Source organism: Desulfosporosinus sp., assembly GCF_014237355.1.
Taxonomy (GTDB): Bacteria; Bacillota; Desulfitobacteriia; order Desulfitobacteriales; family Desulfitobacteriaceae; genus Desulfosporosinus.
On sequence record NZ_JABZFS010000081.1, the window covers coordinates 38087 to 56903 of the forward strand.

The 18817-nt window shown below is 45.4% G+C and carries 19 protein-coding genes and 1 other annotated feature (1 of these 20 only partly in view); of the genes, 3 read left to right on the top strand and 16 right to left on the bottom strand.

Translation table 11 applies throughout. The features are described 5' to 3' along the window. The first annotated feature begins 12 nt into the window (after positions 1-12). Positions 13-285: a hypothetical protein gene (locus HGJ98_RS20495; RefSeq protein WP_291353564.1), complete on the top strand. Its 273-nt coding sequence runs from the start codon at positions 13-15 to the stop codon at positions 283-285. A gap of 27 nt (positions 286-312) precedes the next feature. On the opposite strand, the gene HGJ98_RS20500 is transcribed toward HGJ98_RS20495, so the two are convergent. The 16 genes from HGJ98_RS20500 to HGJ98_RS20575 all read right to left on the bottom strand — a co-directional run bounded on the left by HGJ98_RS20500 (position 313) and on the right by HGJ98_RS20575 (position 17801). Next, positions 313-549, bottom strand: coding sequence for a hypothetical protein (locus tag HGJ98_RS20500; protein WP_291353565.1), 237 nt, complete (start codon positions 547-549; stop codon positions 313-315). A 199-nt stretch (positions 550-748) separates the two neighbouring features. Further along, the gene (gene mreD / locus HGJ98_RS20505) at positions 749-1255 is read right to left on the bottom strand and encodes a rod shape-determining protein MreD (RefSeq protein WP_291353566.1); all 507 of its coding nucleotides are present in this window, start codon (positions 1253-1255) and stop codon (positions 749-751) included. Continuing rightward, the gene (gene mreC, locus HGJ98_RS20510) at positions 1255-2124 is read right to left on the bottom strand and encodes a rod shape-determining protein MreC (protein ID WP_291353567.1); all 870 of its coding nucleotides are present in this window, start codon (positions 2122-2124) and stop codon (positions 1255-1257) included. The genes mreD and mreC overlap by 1 nt, the downstream gene beginning before the upstream one ends. An 18-nt stretch (positions 2125-2142) precedes the next feature. Continuing rightward, complete coding sequence (locus HGJ98_RS20515; RefSeq protein ID WP_291353568.1) at positions 2143-3165, bottom strand: rod shape-determining protein; 1023 nt, start codon at positions 3163-3165, stop codon at positions 2143-2145. Between the two features lie 202 nt (positions 3166-3367). Further along, entirely contained in the window at positions 3368-4051 is a 684-nt protein-coding gene (radC, locus tag HGJ98_RS20520; protein ID WP_291353592.1) for a DNA repair protein RadC, read from the bottom strand. Continuing rightward, positions 4002-4658, bottom strand: a complete 657-nt coding sequence (locus HGJ98_RS20525; protein ID WP_291353569.1) for a nucleoside triphosphate pyrophosphatase — start codon at positions 4656-4658, stop codon at positions 4002-4004. The genes radC and HGJ98_RS20525 overlap by 50 nt, the downstream gene beginning before the upstream one ends. 1 nt (position 4659) lies before the next feature. Next, entirely contained in the window at positions 4660-4923 is a 264-nt protein-coding gene (locus tag HGJ98_RS20530) for a DUF4321 domain-containing protein (protein WP_291353570.1), read from the bottom strand. A 246-nt stretch (positions 4924-5169) separates the two neighbouring features. Further along, the gene (locus tag HGJ98_RS20535; RefSeq protein ID WP_291353571.1) at positions 5170-6459 is read right to left on the bottom strand and encodes a radical SAM protein; all 1290 of its coding nucleotides are present in this window, start codon (positions 6457-6459) and stop codon (positions 5170-5172) included. A gap of 364 nt (positions 6460-6823) precedes the next feature. Beyond that, positions 6824-8227, bottom strand: coding sequence for an aspartate ammonia-lyase (gene aspA, locus HGJ98_RS20540; RefSeq protein WP_291353572.1), 1404 nt, complete (start codon positions 8225-8227; stop codon positions 6824-6826). A gap of 152 nt (positions 8228-8379) precedes the next feature. Next, positions 8380-9978, bottom strand: coding sequence for a citramalate synthase (gene cimA, locus HGJ98_RS20545; protein WP_291353573.1), 1599 nt, complete (start codon positions 9976-9978; stop codon positions 8380-8382). A 223-nt stretch (positions 9979-10201) separates the two neighbouring features. Then, positions 10202-10837 (bottom strand): redox-sensing transcriptional repressor Rex, encoded by a 636-nt coding sequence (locus HGJ98_RS20550; protein ID WP_291353574.1) that lies wholly within the window; start codon positions 10835-10837, stop codon positions 10202-10204. A gap of 135 nt (positions 10838-10972) precedes the next feature. Next, complete coding sequence (locus tag HGJ98_RS20555) at positions 10973-11668, bottom strand: SPOR domain-containing protein (protein WP_291353575.1); 696 nt, start codon at positions 11666-11668, stop codon at positions 10973-10975. 152 nt (positions 11669-11820) lie between these two features. Then, on the bottom strand, positions 11821-12828 hold the full coding sequence (locus HGJ98_RS20560; RefSeq protein WP_291353576.1) for an inorganic phosphate transporter: 1008 nt from the start codon (positions 12826-12828) through the stop codon (positions 11821-11823). Further along, positions 12821-13438 (bottom strand): DUF47 domain-containing protein, encoded by a 618-nt coding sequence (locus HGJ98_RS20565; protein WP_291353577.1) that lies wholly within the window; start codon positions 13436-13438, stop codon positions 12821-12823. The genes HGJ98_RS20560 and HGJ98_RS20565 overlap by 8 nt, the downstream gene beginning before the upstream one ends. A 336-nt stretch (positions 13439-13774) precedes the next feature. Next, positions 13775-15100, bottom strand: coding sequence for a folylpolyglutamate synthase/dihydrofolate synthase family protein (locus tag HGJ98_RS20570; RefSeq protein WP_291353578.1), 1326 nt, complete (start codon positions 15098-15100; stop codon positions 13775-13777). Positions 15101-15173: 73 nt separating this feature from the next. Further along, the gene (locus tag HGJ98_RS20575; protein WP_291353593.1) at positions 15174-17801 is read right to left on the bottom strand and encodes a valine--tRNA ligase; all 2628 of its coding nucleotides are present in this window, start codon (positions 17799-17801) and stop codon (positions 15174-15176) included. 10 nt (positions 17802-17811) lie between these two features. Between HGJ98_RS20575 and HGJ98_RS20580 the strand changes: the two genes are divergently transcribed. Both HGJ98_RS20580 and HGJ98_RS20585 read left to right on the top strand, forming a co-directional pair. Further along, positions 17812-18339 carry a hypothetical protein gene (locus tag HGJ98_RS20580; RefSeq protein WP_291353579.1) on the top strand — a complete coding sequence of 176 codons (528 nt, stop codon included), beginning with the start codon at positions 17812-17814 and terminating at the stop codon, positions 18337-18339. Positions 18340-18445: 106 nt separating this feature from the next. Next, entirely contained in the window at positions 18446-18574 is a 129-nt protein-coding gene (locus HGJ98_RS20585) for a hypothetical protein (RefSeq protein WP_291353580.1), read from the top strand. 204 nt (positions 18575-18778) lie between these two features. Beyond that, positions 18779-18817 (bottom strand) — a binding site (T-box leader); it runs 177 nt beyond the window's last position.

The window sequence follows — 18817 nt, forward strand, 5'->3', positions numbered from 1 at the left end:
ACTTGGTCGGCCATGCGCTCGTCGTGCCAAACTAGGGCTTTAATCCGTTATGAATGTGGGCAGGGTTCCCGGCCAAAGCGGCGTCCGTGCCGCATGGCCGGCGGGAAACGTCCTGTTTCCCGCCCTGCTGGATGCAAGCGGATTAAAGCCGAGTTTGGCTACGACTCCCGCATAGGCCTCCCGCCGTGTGATCGCGCCCCCTCTGGGGTTTGGGGGACGATGGGGAACCAGGTAATGGTCGATGTATGGGGAGCTGTTTGCGTCTATGGACGCAAAGGTGCGTGATGCAAGTTAGGAAGGTTTTTGCTTGCATTATTCAGGGAGGAACGGAGCTCGATTCATTAGCTTGAAGCAAAAGCTCCCCCCCCCGTTGTCAAAAGCCAGGAAGCGAGGGGACGGTAGGGACGGTTCTTTTGCCAAATAACCTGCAAAGCGTGCAAATATAAGAACCGTCCGTCCCCACTGTATTAACGCTTTTGCGTCAAAGACGCAAACAGCCCCGGAGACACCCGTTTTAAGTCCCGTCGTTCTAGGCTCCCGTCGTTCCAAACCCCCGTCGGCCCCCAAGCCAGAGGAAGTTTCTTAGCTTAAGGAGCACTTTAGTGGAATCGCGTAAGTGAGCGCAGGCGATCTGACGTAAAGAACCGCAACGGTTCACATGCAGAAAAGCCCAGAGGTTTTGCGGTTTAGTCTGATCGGCAAGCGAATAGCAGATGGAACGTGTGCGACTGGGCTAAGATACTTCCTCCTAACGTTCATATCTCGGTCTATACCTCAGCCAGCCGCGGACGAAGGATTGGTGGATCCAGGGATAGGTTAGGGGGACTAGGATTGCATTGTATAGGGAGACTCCAATTACCAGGCGGCCTATATCAGCTAGGGACCATTGAAGGCCCGCGCCTAGGCTTAAGAAGGCAACTAGCATTTGCCCTACTGCGGTAACGATGAGAACTATTAAGGTGGTTATAAGAAAATTTTCTCGATACCAACGTTCTGCCAACCAATAGCTTAATAAAGCAACAACGGCAAGTGTGAGTGTGTACATGCCGATGTATCGTCCCAGATAAAAATCTTCTAATAAGCCTGCGCCCAGTCCCCAGAGTAGTCCTGAAGGGAGTTTGTGATGCATGGCTATATAGATGGTTAGCAGCATGAGTAAATCTGGTTTGATTCCAGACCAGGACCAAAAGTGAAAGAGTGTTCCCGGCAAAATGAGGCTTAAGAGAAACATAACCGCGATCAAAAAATAACGCATTATTTTCCCCCCACGATTTTAACGATATATGCTTCTTCTAGTGAATCAAAGTCTACGAGTGGTTGAATGAAAGCGGTTTTAAGCAAGCCTGAAGGATCCAACTGAATTTCCTTCACTTGCCCGATTGGTATATCTTTGGGGTAGACTCCGCCAAGACCTGAGGTCATGACAAGGTCGCCAACATTGATGCCATCCTCTCGGCGAAACAGCATCTGTAAATTCCCTTCAGCGGCCAAACGGGAACCTCGTTTATAGTTCCCTTGTACGATGCCAAAGATACCAGTACCTGTACTGCCGCGAACCAACGCACTTACTTGCCCTTCCCCGTCCAGGATTAACAAGACTTCAGAGGTGGTCGGTGTAACGGAGACTATTTTTCCTACGATCCCTAAGTCGCCGATGACTGGGTCATTCACAGAAACTCCATCCTGGCTCCCACGATTTAATGTTAAGGTCCGATACCAAGTGGTTGGATTACGATTAACGACGCTCGCTCCAACTTTTTCATACTTTTCAAGGGTTGGACTGCGAAATTGTCCCTGATCAAGAACGTTGTAACGCATTCCCGCCAAGATTTCTGATTTAAGCTTTAGATTATCTCCGGTAAGCTGGTCTACCTTTTTAAGGAGTTCTTCATTTTGGCGCGCTACTTCTGTGAAGTCCCAAAAGGCCCGTGTATTATTCCTGATTGCATTCCCCATTTGAAGAATCGGTTGTTCTAACGGGCTTAAAACACGTTGCATGACTCCGCCAATCGGGTTAGGGAAATTACTTCCCAGTCCGGTAAACCGCATCGTTATTAGTACACCTAATAAGAGAAAGAAAACGAGAACCGCAATTCCCGTTACATTTACTCTTTTCCCCACCATAATTCCTCCCCGCTCTTTTTAGCTCTTTTGCGAGGCGGCTATTCTACGAAGGATTTCAGCGTGTTCTAAGACATTTCCTGTTCCTATAGCGACACAGGACAAGGGGTCCTCCGCTATGTGCACTGCAATACCTGTTTCTTCTGAGAGTAGTCGATCTAGGTTGCGCAGTAACGAGCCGCCACCTGCCATCATAATACCTCGATCCATGATGTCGGATGATAATTCCGGCGGAGTTTTCTCTAAACATGATTTGACAGCATCCACAATTGCCATGACTGGTTCTTGTAAAGCTTCTTGAATTTCTTCGGAGGTCACTTCGATGGTTTTAGGCAGTCCCGTTAATAAATCTCGACCGCGTACAGTATAGAAGCCTGGTTCTGCTTTATAGGCATAGCCAATTTCAAATTTAAGTGTTTCTGCTGTGCGATAACCTATTGTTAAGTTATAGCGTCGCTTAATATGAGCGATGATCGCATCGTCCATTTCATCTCCAGCCACCCGAATTGAACGGCTTGTCACGATTCCACCTAAGGAAATAACGGCTACTTCCGTTGTTCCTCCTCCAATGTCAACAATCATGTTCCCTGTCGGTTCGCTGACTGGAAGACCTGCACCGATGGCTGCTGCCATGGGTTCTTCTAGAATAATTGGATCTTTCGCCCCCGCTGCTATGGCCGCTTCTTTCACGGCACGCTCTTCAACTGGGGTAACCCCTGAAGGGACACAAATCACGACCCGGGGTCGAATATATGGATGGTCGGTCCCTAGGGCTCGGCTGATAAAGTATTTTAACATTTTTTGCGTAACGTTAAAATCCGAGATGACTCCATCTTTTAAGGGGCGTATAGCTACAATGTTACCAGGGGTCCGCCCGATCATTTCCTTGGCTTTGTCACCTACGGCAACAGGGGTCTTATTGGTTATGTCCATGGCAACAACGGAGGGTTCCCGTACAACAATTCCTTTTCCCTTGGCATGAACTACTGTATTTGCAGTTCCCAAATCTATTCCTAAATCCTTGCTAAAAAAATTAAAAAACATGGTATTTGAAGCCCCCTTAAATTCGATGTTCGATGGTCGTGGTACGAGGTCCCTAATCCTGGTTCGATATTCGTCGTTCGTGGTTCGAATCGAAGCGAACAAAGTTCGCACATTATTTGAAGCTATAAGCTCAATTTCGTCCTTCGATTCGTTAGAATCGAATTCACAAATCGAACCTCGAACTTTAAACCACGAACCTCGATTACAGGATTCCTCGTTCCTTCAAGCTAATATAGCGATTATCTCCGATAATCACGTGATCTAATACTTCAATCCCGAGAATCTTACCTCCGTCTGCCAGACGTCGTGTTACTTCAACATCTTCCTGACTAGGGGTTGGATCTCCGCTGGGATGATTGTGCAATAAAATAATGGCGTTGGAGTTACGCCGTATTGCTTCTTTGAAACACTCTCGGGGGTGTACTAAGGACGAATTCAGCGAACCTATGGAGACCGGGCTGATCCCTAAAACATGATTTTTGGTCGATAGAGAAACAACTCGGAAATGCTCACGATCAAGAAATCGCATTTCTTCCATAACTATGTGCGCTATATCCTGAGGAGAATTCACCACGGGTCTAGACATTGGATCTACAGAAACAGACCGTCGCCCTAACTCTAAGGCAGCTTTTACCTCTGCAGATTTTGCCTTCCCTAAACCATGTATTTGGGCTAACTCATGGACAGTCAGCTTCGCCAAACCCGAAAGTCCACCAACCCCAACCAAGATACGCTCCGCTAAGGTCAAAACGTTTTCTCCCTTAAGGCCAGTGCGTAAAAGTATGGCCAAGACTTCGTGATTTGATAATGCTTCAGGGCCTAATTGGCAAAGCCTCTCACGGGGTAGAAGTTCCTCCGGTAGATCCTTCAAACGCCGATACTCCATTATCCACCTCACGTGAAGCGATATTTATCTGCTCAATCCCCCACGTCCTAAGTTGTTCCGAGACATATTCCATGGGTAAGCCAACAACGTTTGTTAATGACCCTTCAATGGATGTAACAAATTTTTTGGCTTCTCCTTGAATCCCATAAGCTCCTGCCTTGTCCATTGGTTCTCCACTAGCTACGTAGGCCTTTATTTCATCCTCTGTAAGAGGCCGAAAATGGACAATAGTTTCAACCACATCTGCAACGTGTTTTCCTGATCCAGAGATCATAGCTACTCCAGTTAAGACAGAGTGAGTTCGTCCGCTTAGCCTTTGAAGTATTTCTTCTGCTTCCGCTGCTGAAGCTGGTTTTCCCAAAATACAGGCGTCAAGGACTACCATCGTGTCCGCCCCTAACACTACGTCCTGCGTGTTTCCTCCTAGCTCTAACCAATAAGCTAAACCCGCTTGGGCCTTACGGATTGCTAGCTGTTTAACTCCGATTTCTGGAGGAATCCCTTCCGTCAGTTCTTCCGAAACAGACGTCTTGACCGTTTCAAAAACGTACCCTCCCTCGCGAAGCAATGTTGCCCTGCGAGGAGATGTAGAAGCAAGTACGAGCATATTACACCTTCCTTGACATCAAATATCCTCCCAGCGCTCCCAAAATCGTTGCAATCGTAATACTTATGCGACAGCCAAAGGAGAGCGAGAGAAAAAAGAAATCTACGTAAGTGTGAGAAGGTATATCGATGACGGCCGGCTTCAAAAACGGTGCAAATATACCGTATTTTTCCAAGCCAAAACCAACTAAAGTCCCCAGTGCAGCACCGATCATAATAAGCAAGACCGTTCTTCCTGTACCCGAGGAATTTCGTCCAACCGCCATTATTCTTTCCCCTTCCGTCCATAGCAAGTCTAGTCTGCAAAAAATCTATTTTGACTCCTAATAAGCCTCATATAAGTGTAGCACCTTCCCCATTAGTAAGCAAGTTCGACAGGGTTCTTCTTCATTCTGAAAAACACAAAAAAACAACCCCCATTCTGTTGAACATAAGGGGATCAGTTTTGTCTATTTAACTATGAGGAAATTGAATTAGGATGTAATATCACGATAACGTCATGACTATTCCTGTTATGTCCTACGCGCTTTTTTGAAACCAATATAAGCTCTCCTATAACCCCAATTCATCAGTAAAGTATAAGGTAAATTAACTTTAGACTTTATTACCCTACGAGTAATACTCTTAATTGAAAGGAATTTACTTCTAAAACTGTCACAACCACTCAACAATTCTTCTACGGACATATTCTTCGGAGTAAATGCCACCTGCGTTTTACTGTTGTAGTATGACCAGTCTACATTGAGGAGCCTCCCGTCTCGCTTATACTGATCATATATGGGGGTTCCCGGAAAAGGGGTTAATATACTTGGAGTTACACCGTCAATTCCCAGAGTTTCACATGCGTTAAGGGTTTTTTCAAATATCTCTGGAGTATCTGAATCAAAGCCAAAAACTATTCCTGCTTGTACGCTAATACCGTGTTGGTGGAGTTTATCTACAATTATCTTATATTGGTCAATGTGATTAAAACTTTTATTGGCATCTACTAATCCCTGTTCCGAAAAGGATTCTAGTCCAAGAAATAAGTAAACACATCCAGCCTTCTTCGCCAATGATAAAAGTTCTTCATCATGACAGCTTTGTGCAGTGACCTGAGCAGCCCATCTCTTCTTTAATGGTGTAATCTCTTTTAATAAAGACTTAGTGTAGTCTGGATTAGCAAAAAAGTTATCGTCCCAAAAAACAAAGTAGCGATTCCTCATAATTCTTATCTCGTTAACTACTTCATGAATAGGACGGGTGCGAAATTCCTTGTTATAAATTTTCTTTAAACAACAGTAGCTACAATTATGTGGGCATCCACGTGTAGCAAAAATTGCACCACTTGTAAACCTATGGCCAGATATTAAGTCTCTACGCGCAACAGGTAATCCCTCAAGGCTCGGTGTAGACTCGCATTTATAAACCTTTTGCTGTTTCCCCACTAAGAAATCTGTGAGAAATTGAGGCCATGTCTCCTCGGATTCCCCAACAAACACGGTATCCGAGTAAGTAGCCGCTTCTTCTGGATTTAATGTAACATGTGGACCACCTAGTACAACCCATGACCCTAATTCGCGGAATCTTGTAGATATTTGATATACATGGGGGGCATTTGGTGTATTTACTGTAATTGCTACTAAATCATACCTTTCAAATTCAATTCGTTCACTATATTCGTCGATCAGCCTAATTCTATACTGTTCAGGGACAAATCCTGCTAAATATGGCATTGTTAATTGGGTAAAGTTATTATGTTGTTTGGCCCTGAAGCGATTAATTTCACTATTCTCAGGAGTAATCATAAGTATTGTTTTCATCATATCTCCTTTTACGATAACTCATTATTTTTCCTAGCAAATTTCCAGCAACATTTTAGCTCATATTATTCTATTATTCTATTTCAATTTGATTTTAACAGGATATATATTGTTTTTCAATAAATTATTTTTGATTTTCGTTATATTGTTATTGTAATGCAATGATTATTTTGTGCTTCATAGTAGTATTTTTAGCAGAAAATTAGCAGATTTTTAGCAGAAAATTAACCACGACTTGATTATTCAAATCGTGGTTATCACCATTAAAGCATATGGAACCCCAGCCCCAAAGGGTCGCGATCACACGGAACGACGTCTTTGAGTGAGTCGTAGCCGAACTCATGACTGAGGACGTGTCTCGCGACTACTTCAGTAACTCCACTCCAGCAATTCCCGGTTTGGTCATCTCATAGGGATTTAAAATCAGATCAAGCTCTTCTTTTGTCAGGACCCCTTTTTCTATTACAATTTCGCTCACGGGTCTTCCATAAAGAATAGCCTCTTTGGCTATAGTTGATGCTACTTCATATCCCACGTGAGGGTTTATTGCTGTGACAAGGCCCACGCTGTTTTCCACCATTACTCGACAGCGCTCAATATTGGCAGTGATACCTAAGATACAGCGCTCTCGGAAGACGCGAGTCACATTGCGCAGAATGTCTAAGGATTGGAGCAAATTAAAGACAACGACTGGTTCCATAACATTCAGTTCAAGTTGGCCAGCGCCACAAGCTAAGCCAATGGTAAAGTCATTTCCTTGCACCTGAAAGGCGACTTGATTGACCACTTCGGCGATGACCGGATTAACCTTCCCAGGCATGATTGAGGAACCCGGTTGCATAGGTGGCAGATTTATTTCATTTAAACCAGTTCTAGGACCTGAGGCCATTAAGCGCAGATCATTTGCTATCTTTGAAAGATTAACCGCCAAGGTCCTCAAGGATCCGGAGACTTCCATAAAGGCATCTGTGTTCTGTGTAGCATCTACGAGATCCTCAGCAAGACGAAGGGGCAAGCCTGTCCATTGGCCCATCAGCTCAGTCACTTTTTCAATATACCTGGGATCAGCATTTAATCCAGTGCCAACTGCCGTTGCTCCCATATTTATGACTTCAAGAGAGCGAACTGCCTCTTTAATTCTCTTAATATCTCGGCCTAACATGTGCGCATAGGCAGCAAATTCTTGGCCCAAGCGAATAGGGACTGCTTCTTGAAGATGAGTCCGCCCCATTTTAATAACACCGTCGAATTCTTGAGCCTTATCCTCAAAGGATTGGCTTAGGTGGTCTAGGACTTCAAGCAAATCCTGGGCAACATTCAAACATGCAATTCGTATAGCTGTTGGGAAAACATCATTCGTACTCTGGGCCATGTTCACATGAGTATTGGGGTGAACCTTGAAATACTCACCCTTAGTTCCGCCAAGGATCTCAATCGCCCGATTAGCAATCACCTCGTTAGCATTCATATTCATAGACGTCCCTGCACCGCCCTGAATCACATCAACCACAAATTGATCATGAAAACGTCCTTCTACCAGTTCCTTAGAAGCTTCGACAATTGCCCTTCCAATCTTAGGGCTTAAAGCTCCAATATGCATATTGGCCTCTGCTGCAGCACCTTTAACCATGCCCAAGGCACGGATCAATTCTCGATGAGGTTGATACCCAGTTATGGGGAAGTTCTCCGTGGCGCGGACTGTCTGAATACCATAATATACGTCATCCGGAACTAAATGAACTCCTATCAGATCCTTTTCTTGCCGCATATTGCATATCTCCCTTATAATAATAGCCTTAAATGTTATGTACATAATATAACATTTAAGGCTATATGTCACAGATGCAATTCCGAGAGTTTGAGAGCCACTTGGGGTCTTTGAAAGTAAGGGGACATTGCACGTTCCCGTTCACTTGCGGCTTAATGCGACTCGTACCCTTCCCCTCTCCATATGGTCCAATTAATAGCATCGAGCAAGGCCTGGGCACTGGCCTTTAGGATATTCTTAGACACCCCAATGGTTCCCCACACCTCATTACCTAAGCGAGTATCAATAATTACGCGGACAATGGCTTCTGTTCCGTGAGCACCGTCCAGGACTCTTACTTTATAATTCACCAGCTCGCTCTCCCCTAAGATGGGGAAGAACTTGGCGAGGGCTTGCCGCAAGCCTGTATCTAAGGCATTTACTGGACCGTTTCCTTCAGAGGCAATTTGGACGGTTTCCTCACCGACTTTAACCTTGACGACGGCGACAGAATCAAGCTCTCCTCGCAAAGGATCACTCCAGACATGATAATCTAAGACTTCGAACAAGGGAGTACTTAACTTTCCAAGGGTGCGCAGAAGCAATAAATCTAGGCTGCCTTCTGCAGCTTCAAATTGAAATCCTGTATGCTCTAATTCTTTGATTTCATGCATTGCAATCTCCACTCGCGGGTCGTCCTTGCGAATATTAGGTTCAAAGCGAGATAAGCGTTCGAGAATATTTGCTTTGCCTGCTTGATCAGAGATTAAAATTCGTCGTTCGTTGCCCACCTCAGCTGGATCCATGTGTTCGAAGGTTCGTTGATTTTTGAGAATGGCATCCACGTGCATACCTGCTTTATGCGCAAAGGCACTTCGGCCTACAAAGGGCTGTTTTTCATCAAACGGTGCATTGGATAATTCAGCAACGAAGCGTGAAAAAGAGGTTATCTTTAACAGAGCTGCATCCGAAACTACATCATAATCCCCTTTAAGCTGTAACAGAGGAATAAGTGTACTTAGATTTGCATTTCCACACCGTTCTCCAAAGCCATTCCAAGTCCCTTGAATTTGATTTACTCCAGCTTCTACGGCGATCAAGGAATTGGCAACGGCCAGCCCTCGATCATTATGGACGTGAATGCCTAGCTTTTGAGGGGAAAATTTCTGCACGACGGTTCTGACCCCTAGATCAATTTCCCCCGGCATGCTTCCCCCGTTTGTATCACATAAAACGATGGCATTCGCTCCGCCATCAAGGGCAGCTGAAACACATTTCACGGCGTAATCCGGGTTCTCCTTAAAGCCGTCAAAAAAGTGCTCCGCATCAAAAAATACTTCACGTCCCTGCTGCAGCAAAAAAGCTACAGATTCTCGAATGATGCGCAGGTTCTCTTCTAGAGTTCCCCGTAAGACGTCCCGTACGTGGAGGTCCCAGGCCTTTCCGAAGATGGTAATGGTTTTCGCCCCGGAAGCTAATAGCTTAAGCAAAATCTCGCTTTCTTCAGGGGATTCCATGACTTTGCAGGTACTTCCAAAGGCGGTGATCCGCGCCATAGGAGAGTGTAACGTTTGAGCTTGTTGAAAAAACTCTTCATCTCGTGGGTTTGCTCCCGGCCAACCTGCTTCCACATAGAGGTTTCCCATATCCTCAATTCGTTTGACATAACTAAGCTTATCCTGGGTCGAAAAATGTACTCCTTCTCCCTGTGCTCCATCTCTCAAGGTTGTATCGTAAACTGTCACTTTTCTCTTACCCTGGTTTTGATTCATAGTTCTCCCCCTCTTATTATCTGCGCGTCTATGCTTTTACAGTACTCAAAAGCCCCATAACGAGTTCCTAAGAACTTGCCACGGGGCTTTTTTCCCACACGGTGTAGCTGGTACATTTCCAACCTGTATCGCTCGGTCCAGACCTTTTCAGCGGAACCCTAGATACACTTCTTATTGTGCTATTATACGACAGGTACCTATTGATGTACAACAGTAGTATGAATTAATAACACCTTTGTCCGCAGACATTAAAGGTCAACACTTCAAGGTTTACAGCTAGGTCAACATTACGTAGTTCGATCTCAGGAGGAACGTTCAGCACTACCGGAGCAAAATTCAGAATAGCTGCGACTCCCGCTTTAATCAATTGATCTACGGTTTCCTGTGCGGCGGCAGCGGGTACAGCGACAATTCCAATTTGCGTACGGTTTTGTCTTACAACGGTTTCCATTTGGTCAATCGGCTGTACCTCTACGTCTAGTATCTTTGTCCCGATCTTTTGGGGATCTGTGTCAAAAATACTGGTGATGACAAAACCACGTTCTCTAAACCCTCTATAAGTACTTAAAGCCAAGCCTAGGTTACCGACTCCTACCAAGGCTACACTCCAATCTTCGCTTAAGCCTAATATTCTCATAATATGTTGGCGAAGATCTTTGACATTATAACCCACGCCTCTTGTCCCAAACTCTCCAAAGTAGGCCAAGTCTTTCCGCACTTGTGCAGGACTAACTCCAACTCCGTCAGCGATTTCCCCCGAAGAAGTGGTGATAATTCCTTTGCGATCAACGTCAGTCAAATGACGTGAGTATACCGATAGTCGAATAATAGTTGCCTCAGGAATTTTTAGCGTTTTCAATAAGTTCCCCCATTTCTCTCCTTGGAATTTCGCCATAATAAAACATATGTTAATTATAGCACTATCGGAAAAAAACGCAATTTTATCTTTGCTCGATTTTCCAAATAGTTTAATTTATGGATGTTTCTACATGTATTATTTACCAGAAAACTTAGAAATAATCCTCTGTGACTCAAAAAACAGTGATAACCCCACAGCATTTTGCTCTTCAATGGTGGTATTCGAGCGAATCTGAGAAAAGATTTGATGGAGGCTTTCTAAATCTTTCGGCGGATGATCACCAGCCTGAGTCCTCCATAGTTGCTCTTCCCTGGCTAGTTCTTCCTCATTAAATCCCTTTTGGAGAATATTATTAACATTTTTCAATAATTCTGTCGTTAATTCGCTGCCATTTCCAGCGACACGAAAGGTACGTTTAGGAAGCACTATTTGTTTCGGAATTGTCAAGAGACCTTTTTCCTCTAAGCGTTGGCGTAGACTTTTAAGGTCATCGGCAGAATGTCCTAGGCCAATCCCTACGATCCAGGGACTAGAACCTATCACCTCAGCTTTTAACCCCTTTAGAGTTAATTGCTCTTTTATAGACAGGGCATTTTGTTCATTTTGAAAAACTCCAGCCTGACAAATCCAAAATTTTACCTCAGGCAGCACTAATATGGTTTCTTGATTCCTTTGCTCGTTGTTTTGAACTTGGTAACCGATGACTTGGTCACGGCTAGGTTGCCCTAAGAGTTCTAAGTATATTTTACCGATTCCCCAGGTCAATAAAGCCAATGCCATAATTCCTAAAATCAAGACAAACACCACTCGAAACTTTCCCATTATCTTCATGTCCATTCCCCTTCCCCGTTGCTCAGGACAAACTTCTCTACGGGAAGATATGTGATGGAGGAAAGAAATAGACCGAAAGATAATCTTAAAAGGCCTTGGTTCAAGCCAAGACCTTTTAACAGTTGTAATAAAACAATCGTCGGAATTCTTACCTAGAGAAGTCTCGAAAGTGCGAGGTAAAGAGTTGCCGCAAAAACTGAGGTTGTAGGAATTGTCACAAGCCATGCCATAAGCATTTGTTGAGCCACGCCCCAACGAACTGCAGAAACTCGTTTGGCACTCCCAACCCCCATAATCGAGCCAGAAACGACATGAGTTGTGGAAACAGGCAGATGGAGTCCCGGCATTGCGGTCGCTGTCCAGATAACGATCGATGATGTCAAATCTGCAGCAAAGCCATTGATAGGCTCAAGTTTAAAGATCTTTCCTCCCATAGTTCGAATGATCTTCCATCCACCCGCAGCCGTTCCCGCTGCCATAGCCAAGGCACAGGAAAGTTTTACCCAAAAATGAGGATTAAGATCTGTCTGAGATTGTAACCCTGCAGCGATGAGTGCCATGGTGATAATTCCCATGGACTTTTGGGCATCATTGGATCCGTGGTTAAAGGCTAATAATCCAGCAGAGATGATCTGCATTTTTTTAAAGCCTTGATTAAGACGAGAGGGCGAAAAACCTCCAAAGATAAGTGCTAATAACTTCATAATTATAAAACCTAAAGCCATCCCGATAATCGGCGAAAAAATTAGTGCTGCTAGTATCTTGCCAATTCCCTGCCAATGCAGGATGGCAAATCCTGACTTGGCTACAGCTGCTCCGGCCATTCCCCCTATCAGGGCATGGGAAGAGCTGCTTGGAATTCCAAAGTACCAAGTAATGAGGTTCCAGGCAGTGGCGCTGAGTAAGGCAGCAATGACAACCTCTTGAGTCACAAATTTCGGAGAAACAATGTCTTTGGCAATGGTTTGAGCCACTCCCGTGCTATAGAGTGCTCCGAGGAGATTTAAGACTGCAGCCATCATTACAGCCCGTTTCGGGCTCAGGGCTCTTGTAGAAACACTCGTAGCGATGGCATTGGCCGTATCATGAAATCCATTTATGTAGTCGAAAGCCAAGGCTAAAAACACTACAAGAACAAGCATTACGCTGACACTAGTCATATTTTAGGACCACACTTTTAAGAAGATCGGCAATGGACTCACAATGATCTAGGGTTGCTTCAATATGCTCCAGAATCTCTTTCCATTTGATAATCTCAATGGGGTCTTTTTCATATTCAAACAAACGTGCTACTTCTTGACGGTAAAGCTTGTCCCCAGCACTTTCCAGGTGATAGATTTCTTCTGCTGCAGCCAAGATATTTGCTTTCTTAGAATGAAGGTTCCCTAAAAAGGAGAAGGCTGTATGTATTTGCTCCGCAGATAATTCTACCAAGTGGACCAGTTCTTGAGCTCCTAGTGAAGGTTTACCTGTACGATAGATGAGCATACGTTCCACGGTACCTTCAGCAAAATCGACGATATCATCAAGAACCTGAGCCAGCTCATAGATATCTTCACGGTCCAGGGGGGTTATGAAGGTGCAATTCAGTCGCTCTAAGATTTGAGTCGTGACGTTATCTGCCTCGTTTTCAAAGCGATGCATTTGGGCTGCGTCTTCTTGTGAAACTGACTCTTGTTGCATGATCCCATAGAGCCTTTTAAGTGACTTCGTGATTATCTCAGTACTTTGGGAAAAAAGCATAAAAAACTTGTCTTCTTTCTTGAACATAAAATACCCCCAGCCTTAAAATTCCCAGTCTCCAGGAAACTGAGCAGTCAACATTCGAATCTTTAAGTTTTCAGCAAAATTCGTCGAATACCCATTTTCATCCAGTATAATTCCCACTGAGTATTATATCAAATCCCAAAAGTTTTGTGTTAAGTTTGTGTTAAGTTTATTAAGTTAAGTTAACATTTGGAATCTCGATATAAGGACATCGATATGCATTTTTTGCCTGATTAAACAAGGGCAATATCCCATCGTTATTGCTAATCAAATATGTACAGTGCCTATGTAAACTTAATTAGGGAGTGGACTATAACTCCACCCCCTAGGCTATTTCGTTTAGGCTAATTTCACTTTATCTATTAGTGCTTGGCGTGCGTCCGCTAACATGTAGATTGAACCTGTTACACAGAGCATATCCTTTTCTCCGAGCCGAGTAAGGGCGAAAAGAACTGCCTCCTTAGGATCTTCAATGCAAGTTACAGGACGACCATATTGTTCTGCAAGGCTCCCCAGGGCCTTCCAGTCTCCTGCTCGAGGAGAATTCGGACGGGTGATGACGATTTCGTCTGCTAAAGGCACAAGCATTTGTACGACTTTTTCACGTTCTTTGTCTGCCAGCATACCCAGGCAAAGGACAAGCCGCTCCCGTGAATAAATTGGAATGGCCTGGGATAAAGCTTTTGCTCCATCCACATTGTGTGCCCCATCGAGAAGAATCTTGGGATTTAGAGAAAGCAATTCCAGCCGACCAATCCATTCCACTTCGCGCAATCCGGAGTAAATCGCTTCTCTAGGGATTGTTACTCCATAGTCGCTTTGTAGGACTTCGCAAACAGTCACTGCGGTGGCGGCGTTGCGCAGCTGGTGGGATCCCATCAGTCGCAGGCGTAACTTCGAATAGTTAGCATGGAGCCCTACGAGGTCGAATTCTTGTTCTAGTTCTCCACTCCACTTGCTCTCCCAGCGGACATCTTCCCCGACTAACCAAAGGGGTACATTCATGGCTTTAGCCTGTTCACGCAATACTTGGATCACCTCCGGATTTTCAGAGGCGGTGACGACAACTGAGTTTGGTTTAATGATGCCTGCTTTAACTTTGGCAATGGAAACCACATCCGGACCCAAGTAATCCATGTGATCCATGGCAACATTGGTAATGACGGAAATCAGAGGAGTCACGACATTTGTGGAATCGATAGCTCCACCTAACCCGACTTCAATCATGGCATAATCGACGTTTTTCTCTGCGAAATAGAGAAGTGCAAGGGTTGTGCTCACCTCAAACTCGGTGGGGTGCTCAAACCCTTCAGCAACCATGTCCTCCAAGTGGGGTCGCAGGCGACTGATCATCTGAATAACATCTTCCTTGGATATCATGAGGCCATTAATCACCATACGCTCTCGATAATCATGCATATGAGGGGAGGTGAAGACCCCAACCTTATACCCCGCTTCTCGCAAAATCCGGGCAACCATGACGGTTGTTGAACCTTTACCATTTGTGCCGCCGATGTGCACAACGCGCAGGTTTTTTTCCGGATTTCCAAGCCGTTTAAGAAGTTCTGTAATGCGCCCTAGCCCAAAATTGATACCAAAGGTGGTTAGGTTAGCGAGGTATTGTAAGTTCTCTTGATAGTCCTGTTCAAGATTTTTTTCAGACATAACTTTGCCCCCTCCTGCCTATTTGAGAGTCTATTCTATACGCAGATATTCATGACATCCTGCCGACTTAATGCTAGCCTTGCTTTAACTCCCTTAATCGCTCTTCTAAAGCCACTTTGCGAGCTAAAAGTCCTTCGAGTCTTTCCCGTTCTTTAGCTACGACTGCGGCGGGTGCTTTGTTTGTAAAGCCCGGGTTATTTAGTTTGGTTTCTAAGACCAGCTGATCTTGGCTTGCGTTAGCAATCTCTTTTTCTATACGAGCAATTTCCTTATCAAAATCCATTAAGCCTTTTAAAGGGAGATAGATTTCTACGCCCTCTAAAACTGCACTTGCTGATTGGGAAGGTTTTTCAGCTAAGGCTGCAAACAATTCGACGCTAGCACCTCCGGCTAATTTCAGAATATCCGCTTTTCCATTTTCCAATACAGAGCGTTGGTTGGCATCAAGAGCCAGCATAATGATCTCCACCTTCTGACCAGGGGCTACTTTCATTTCTGCTCTAATATTGCGAATGGCTTTGATGCTGTCCATGAGTAAGGTCATATTTCCTTCAGCTACAGGGTCTTTGTAATCGGGTATTTCCGGCCAAGGCTGCAGCATTATGCTTTTCCCCGGCACAGGGAAGTTCTGCCATATTTCTTCGGTTAAGAAAGGCATAAAGGGGTGTAAGAGGCGCAGAGTTCCTTCCAGAACTTCAAGGAGTACGGATTGAGCAGTATGTCGGGCCAACACATCTTCCTTGTTATAGAGGCGCGGCTTCGTAAGTTCAATATACCAGTCACAGAATTCATTCCAGATAAACTCGTAGAGTAAACGTCCTGCTTCACCAAGATCGAAATTTTCCAGAGCCTCTGTGACCTTCTCGACAGTGGATGCGTAACGAGTCAAGATCCAGCGATCCGCTAGGGCGAGCTCGCCTCGGGGTCCTTCTTCGTAGTCTTCTAGGTTTAAGAGGACATAACGTGAAGCATTCCAAATCTTATTTGTGAAATTCCGGGTTGCTTCGAGACGCTCTGGATGGAAGCGCAGATCATTACCTGGTGTATTACCTGTAATTAGCATGAAGCGCAGAGTGTCTGCTCCGTACTGTTCGATCACTTCTATGGGATCGACACCGTTGCCTAGGGATTTACTCATTTTTCGACCTTGGGCATCTAGTACAAGACCATGAATCATAACTTTTGAGAAGGGAACTTCCTTTTTAAACTCCATGGCCATGAAAATCATACGGGCTACCCAGAAGAAAATGATATCCCTGCCGGTGACTAACACTGAGGTGGGGTAAAACTGTTCCAGTTCAGGCGTGTTCTCCGGCCAGCCTAAGGTAGAAAAGGGCCATAGTCCGGAAGAAAACCAGGTATCTAAGACATCAGGATCTTGCTTCAGGTGGTCCGCTCCACAGGTGGGGCAGCTTGCCGGATCCTCTTTTGAGCAGATTTCAGCACCGCAAGCTTCGCAATACCAAACAGGAATACGGTGGCCCCACCATAACTGCCGAGAAATACACCAATCCCGGATGTTCTCCATCCAGCCAAGATAGATTTTATCAAAGCGCTCTGGAACAAATTCCAAGCGTCCATCCCGGACAACGTCAATGGCGGGCTTGGCTAGGGGTTGCATTTTTACGAACCATTGTTTACTGACTAAAGGTTCAATGACTGTTGAGCAACGATAGCACTCTCCTACAGCATGAGCATGGGCATCAATTTTGACCAGAACTCCGGCGGTTTTCAAGTCTTCGACAACCGCTTTACGAGCCTCAAAACGGTCCAGTCCCTGGTATTTACCAGCATTTTCATTCATCTTAGCTGCCTTGTCTAAGACAATAATTTGAGGCAATTTATGACGGAGTCCGATTTCAAAGTCGTTGGGGTCATGGGCTGGGGTGATTTTAACAGCACCTGTCCCAAACTCTCGGTCCACGTATTCGTCGGCAATAATCGGGATTTCTCGATTCATTAGGGGGAGGATTAAAGTTTTTCCGATCAGATGACTATAGCGCTCATCTTCTGGGTGAACGGCCACTGCCGTGTCGCCGAGCATTGTTTCCGGCCGAGTGGTCGCTACGACTAAGCCTTCGTCACTGTCTTTGACGGGGTAACGCAAGTGATATAAGTTTCCATCCCGATCATTGTGTTCCACTTCAATATCTGAAATCGTGGTATGACAATGAGGGCACCAATTGACTATATAGTTTCCGCGGTAAATCAGCTTTTTATTATAGAGATCTACAAAGGCCTCTCGAACCGCTCGTGAACATCCTTCATCCATGGTAAAGCGCTCACGTTCCCAGTCGCAGGAGGATCCTAGTCGACGTAACTGCTGGGTAATGCGGCCGCCATACTGCATTTTCCAGTCCCAGACCCTATCTAAGAATTTTTCTCTTCCTAGTTCGTGACGATTGGTTCCTTCTTTGGCTAGCTGCCCTTCAACTTTAGCTTGAGTGGCGATCCCCGCATGATCCGTTCCTGGAACCCAGAGCGTGTTAAAGCCCTGCATCCGCTTAAAGCGTATCAGGATATCTTGGATGGTACTGTCCATGGCATGCCCCAGGTGAAGGGCACCTGTTACATTCGGAGGAGGCATTACTATACTAAAGGGCTCCTTGTCCTTGTCCACTTCTTCATGGAAAAAGCCGTTGTCCTCCCAATACTGGTACCATTTGCTTTCTACTGAGCTTGAGTCGTAGGCTGTGGCCATTTCTAGTTTTTTGTCTGTCATATTTAAAACTCCTTTCGGGCTATTGTTAATATTGGTTTGGGTAGGGTGGTTATTTAGTCTCTCGCGTGGATATAAAGGGATAGCTAAACTCTGGGGTACGAGGACGTTTATTGAAGTTCTCATCCTGGCGAGGGTCGCGATCACACTATGCTCAGCCATGCGCTCGTCGTGCCAAACTAGGGCTTTAATCCGTTATGAAAGCGGGCAGGGTTCCGGGCCAAAGCGACATCCGCAGGCCATGGATGGCCAAGTGTCACCGGAGCCAAGGACGGCGGGAGGTGACCCTGTCGCATGGCCCGCGGGAAACATCCCTGTTTCCCGCCCTGCTTTATGCAAGCGGATTAAAGCCGAGTTTGGCTACGACTCACGCAAAGGCTTCGCGCCGTGTGAGCGCGACCCTCTGGGGCATAGGAAGGGGAACGGAGGCGGGGACGGTTCTTATGTTTATACTAGAATTCGTCCTCCACTCGAAAACTTAACCACCGCTTTTGCGTCAAAGACGCAAACAGCTCCCTGAGCGTTCCAACTCCCGTTGTTCCAAACCCCGTCGACCCCAAAGCCAGAGGAAGTTTCTTAGCTTAAGGAGCACTTTTGTGGGAATCAATGAGCGCAGACGACAAGGCGTGAAGAAACGTTCAACGGTTCACATCCAGAAAGCCAGAACCGTCCCAAACTTGCATACACTTTTGCGTCAAGACGCAAACAGTTCCCTGAGCATTCCAACTCCCGTCGTTCCAAACCGTCGACCCTAAAGCCAGAGGAAGTTTCTTAGCTTAGTGAGCATGTGAGTAGAATCGCGTCAATGAGCGCAGAGGATATGGCGTGAAGAAACTCAACGGTTCACATGCAGAAAGCCCAGAGGTTTTGAGTTTTAGCCATATCCTCAAGGGAATAGCGATGTCACGAGTGCGAACGGGCTAAGACACTTCCTCCCTATCAAAAAAAGCCCTTCATCCCAAAAGGACGAAAAGCTTCCGTGGTACCACCTTTATTCT

What these genes read in the sequence shown, in the direction of transcription:
- HGJ98_RS20495 (WP_291353564.1), top strand. Translation starts at nt 13, where the DNA reads ATGCGCTCGTCGTGCCAAACTAGGGCTTTAATCCGTTATGAATGTGGG.
- mreD (WP_291353566.1), bottom strand. Translation starts at nt 1,255, where the DNA reads ATGCGTTATTTTTTGATCGCGGTTATGTTTCTCTTAAGCCTCATTTTG.
- mreC (WP_291353567.1), bottom strand. Translation starts at nt 2,124, where the DNA reads ATGGTGGGGAAAAGAGTAAATGTAACGGGAATTGCGGTTCTCGTTTTC.
- HGJ98_RS20515 (WP_291353568.1), bottom strand. Translation starts at nt 3,165, where the DNA reads ATGTTTTTTAATTTTTTTAGCAAGGATTTAGGAATAGATTTGGGAACT.
- radC (WP_291353592.1), bottom strand. Translation starts at nt 4,051, where the DNA reads ATGGAGTATCGGCGTTTGAAGGATCTACCGGAGGAACTTCTACCCCGT.
- HGJ98_RS20525 (WP_291353569.1), bottom strand. Translation starts at nt 4,658, where the DNA reads ATGCTCGTACTTGCTTCTACATCTCCTCGCAGGGCAACATTGCTTCGC.
- HGJ98_RS20530 (WP_291353570.1), bottom strand. Translation starts at nt 4,923, where the DNA reads ATGGCGGTTGGACGAAATTCCTCGGGTACAGGAAGAACGGTCTTGCTT.
- HGJ98_RS20535 (WP_291353571.1), bottom strand. Translation starts at nt 6,459, where the DNA reads ATGAAAACAATACTTATGATTACTCCTGAGAATAGTGAAATTAATCGC.
- aspA (WP_291353572.1), bottom strand. Translation starts at nt 8,227, where the DNA reads ATGCGGCAAGAAAAGGATCTGATAGGAGTTCATTTAGTTCCGGATGAC.
- cimA (WP_291353573.1), bottom strand. Translation starts at nt 9,978, where the DNA reads ATGAATCAAAACCAGGGTAAGAGAAAAGTGACAGTTTACGATACAACC.
- HGJ98_RS20555 (WP_291353575.1), bottom strand. Translation starts at nt 11,668, where the DNA reads ATGAAGATAATGGGAAAGTTTCGAGTGGTGTTTGTCTTGATTTTAGGA.
- HGJ98_RS20560 (WP_291353576.1), bottom strand. Translation starts at nt 12,828, where the DNA reads ATGACTAGTGTCAGCGTAATGCTTGTTCTTGTAGTGTTTTTAGCCTTG.
- HGJ98_RS20565 (WP_291353577.1), bottom strand. Translation starts at nt 13,438, where the DNA reads ATGTTCAAGAAAGAAGACAAGTTTTTTATGCTTTTTTCCCAAAGTACT.
- HGJ98_RS20570 (WP_291353578.1), bottom strand. Translation starts at nt 15,100, where the DNA reads ATGTCTGAAAAAAATCTTGAACAGGACTATCAAGAGAACTTACAATAC.
- HGJ98_RS20575 (WP_291353593.1), bottom strand. Translation starts at nt 17,801, where the DNA reads ATGGCCACAGCCTACGACTCAAGCTCAGTAGAAAGCAAATGGTACCAG.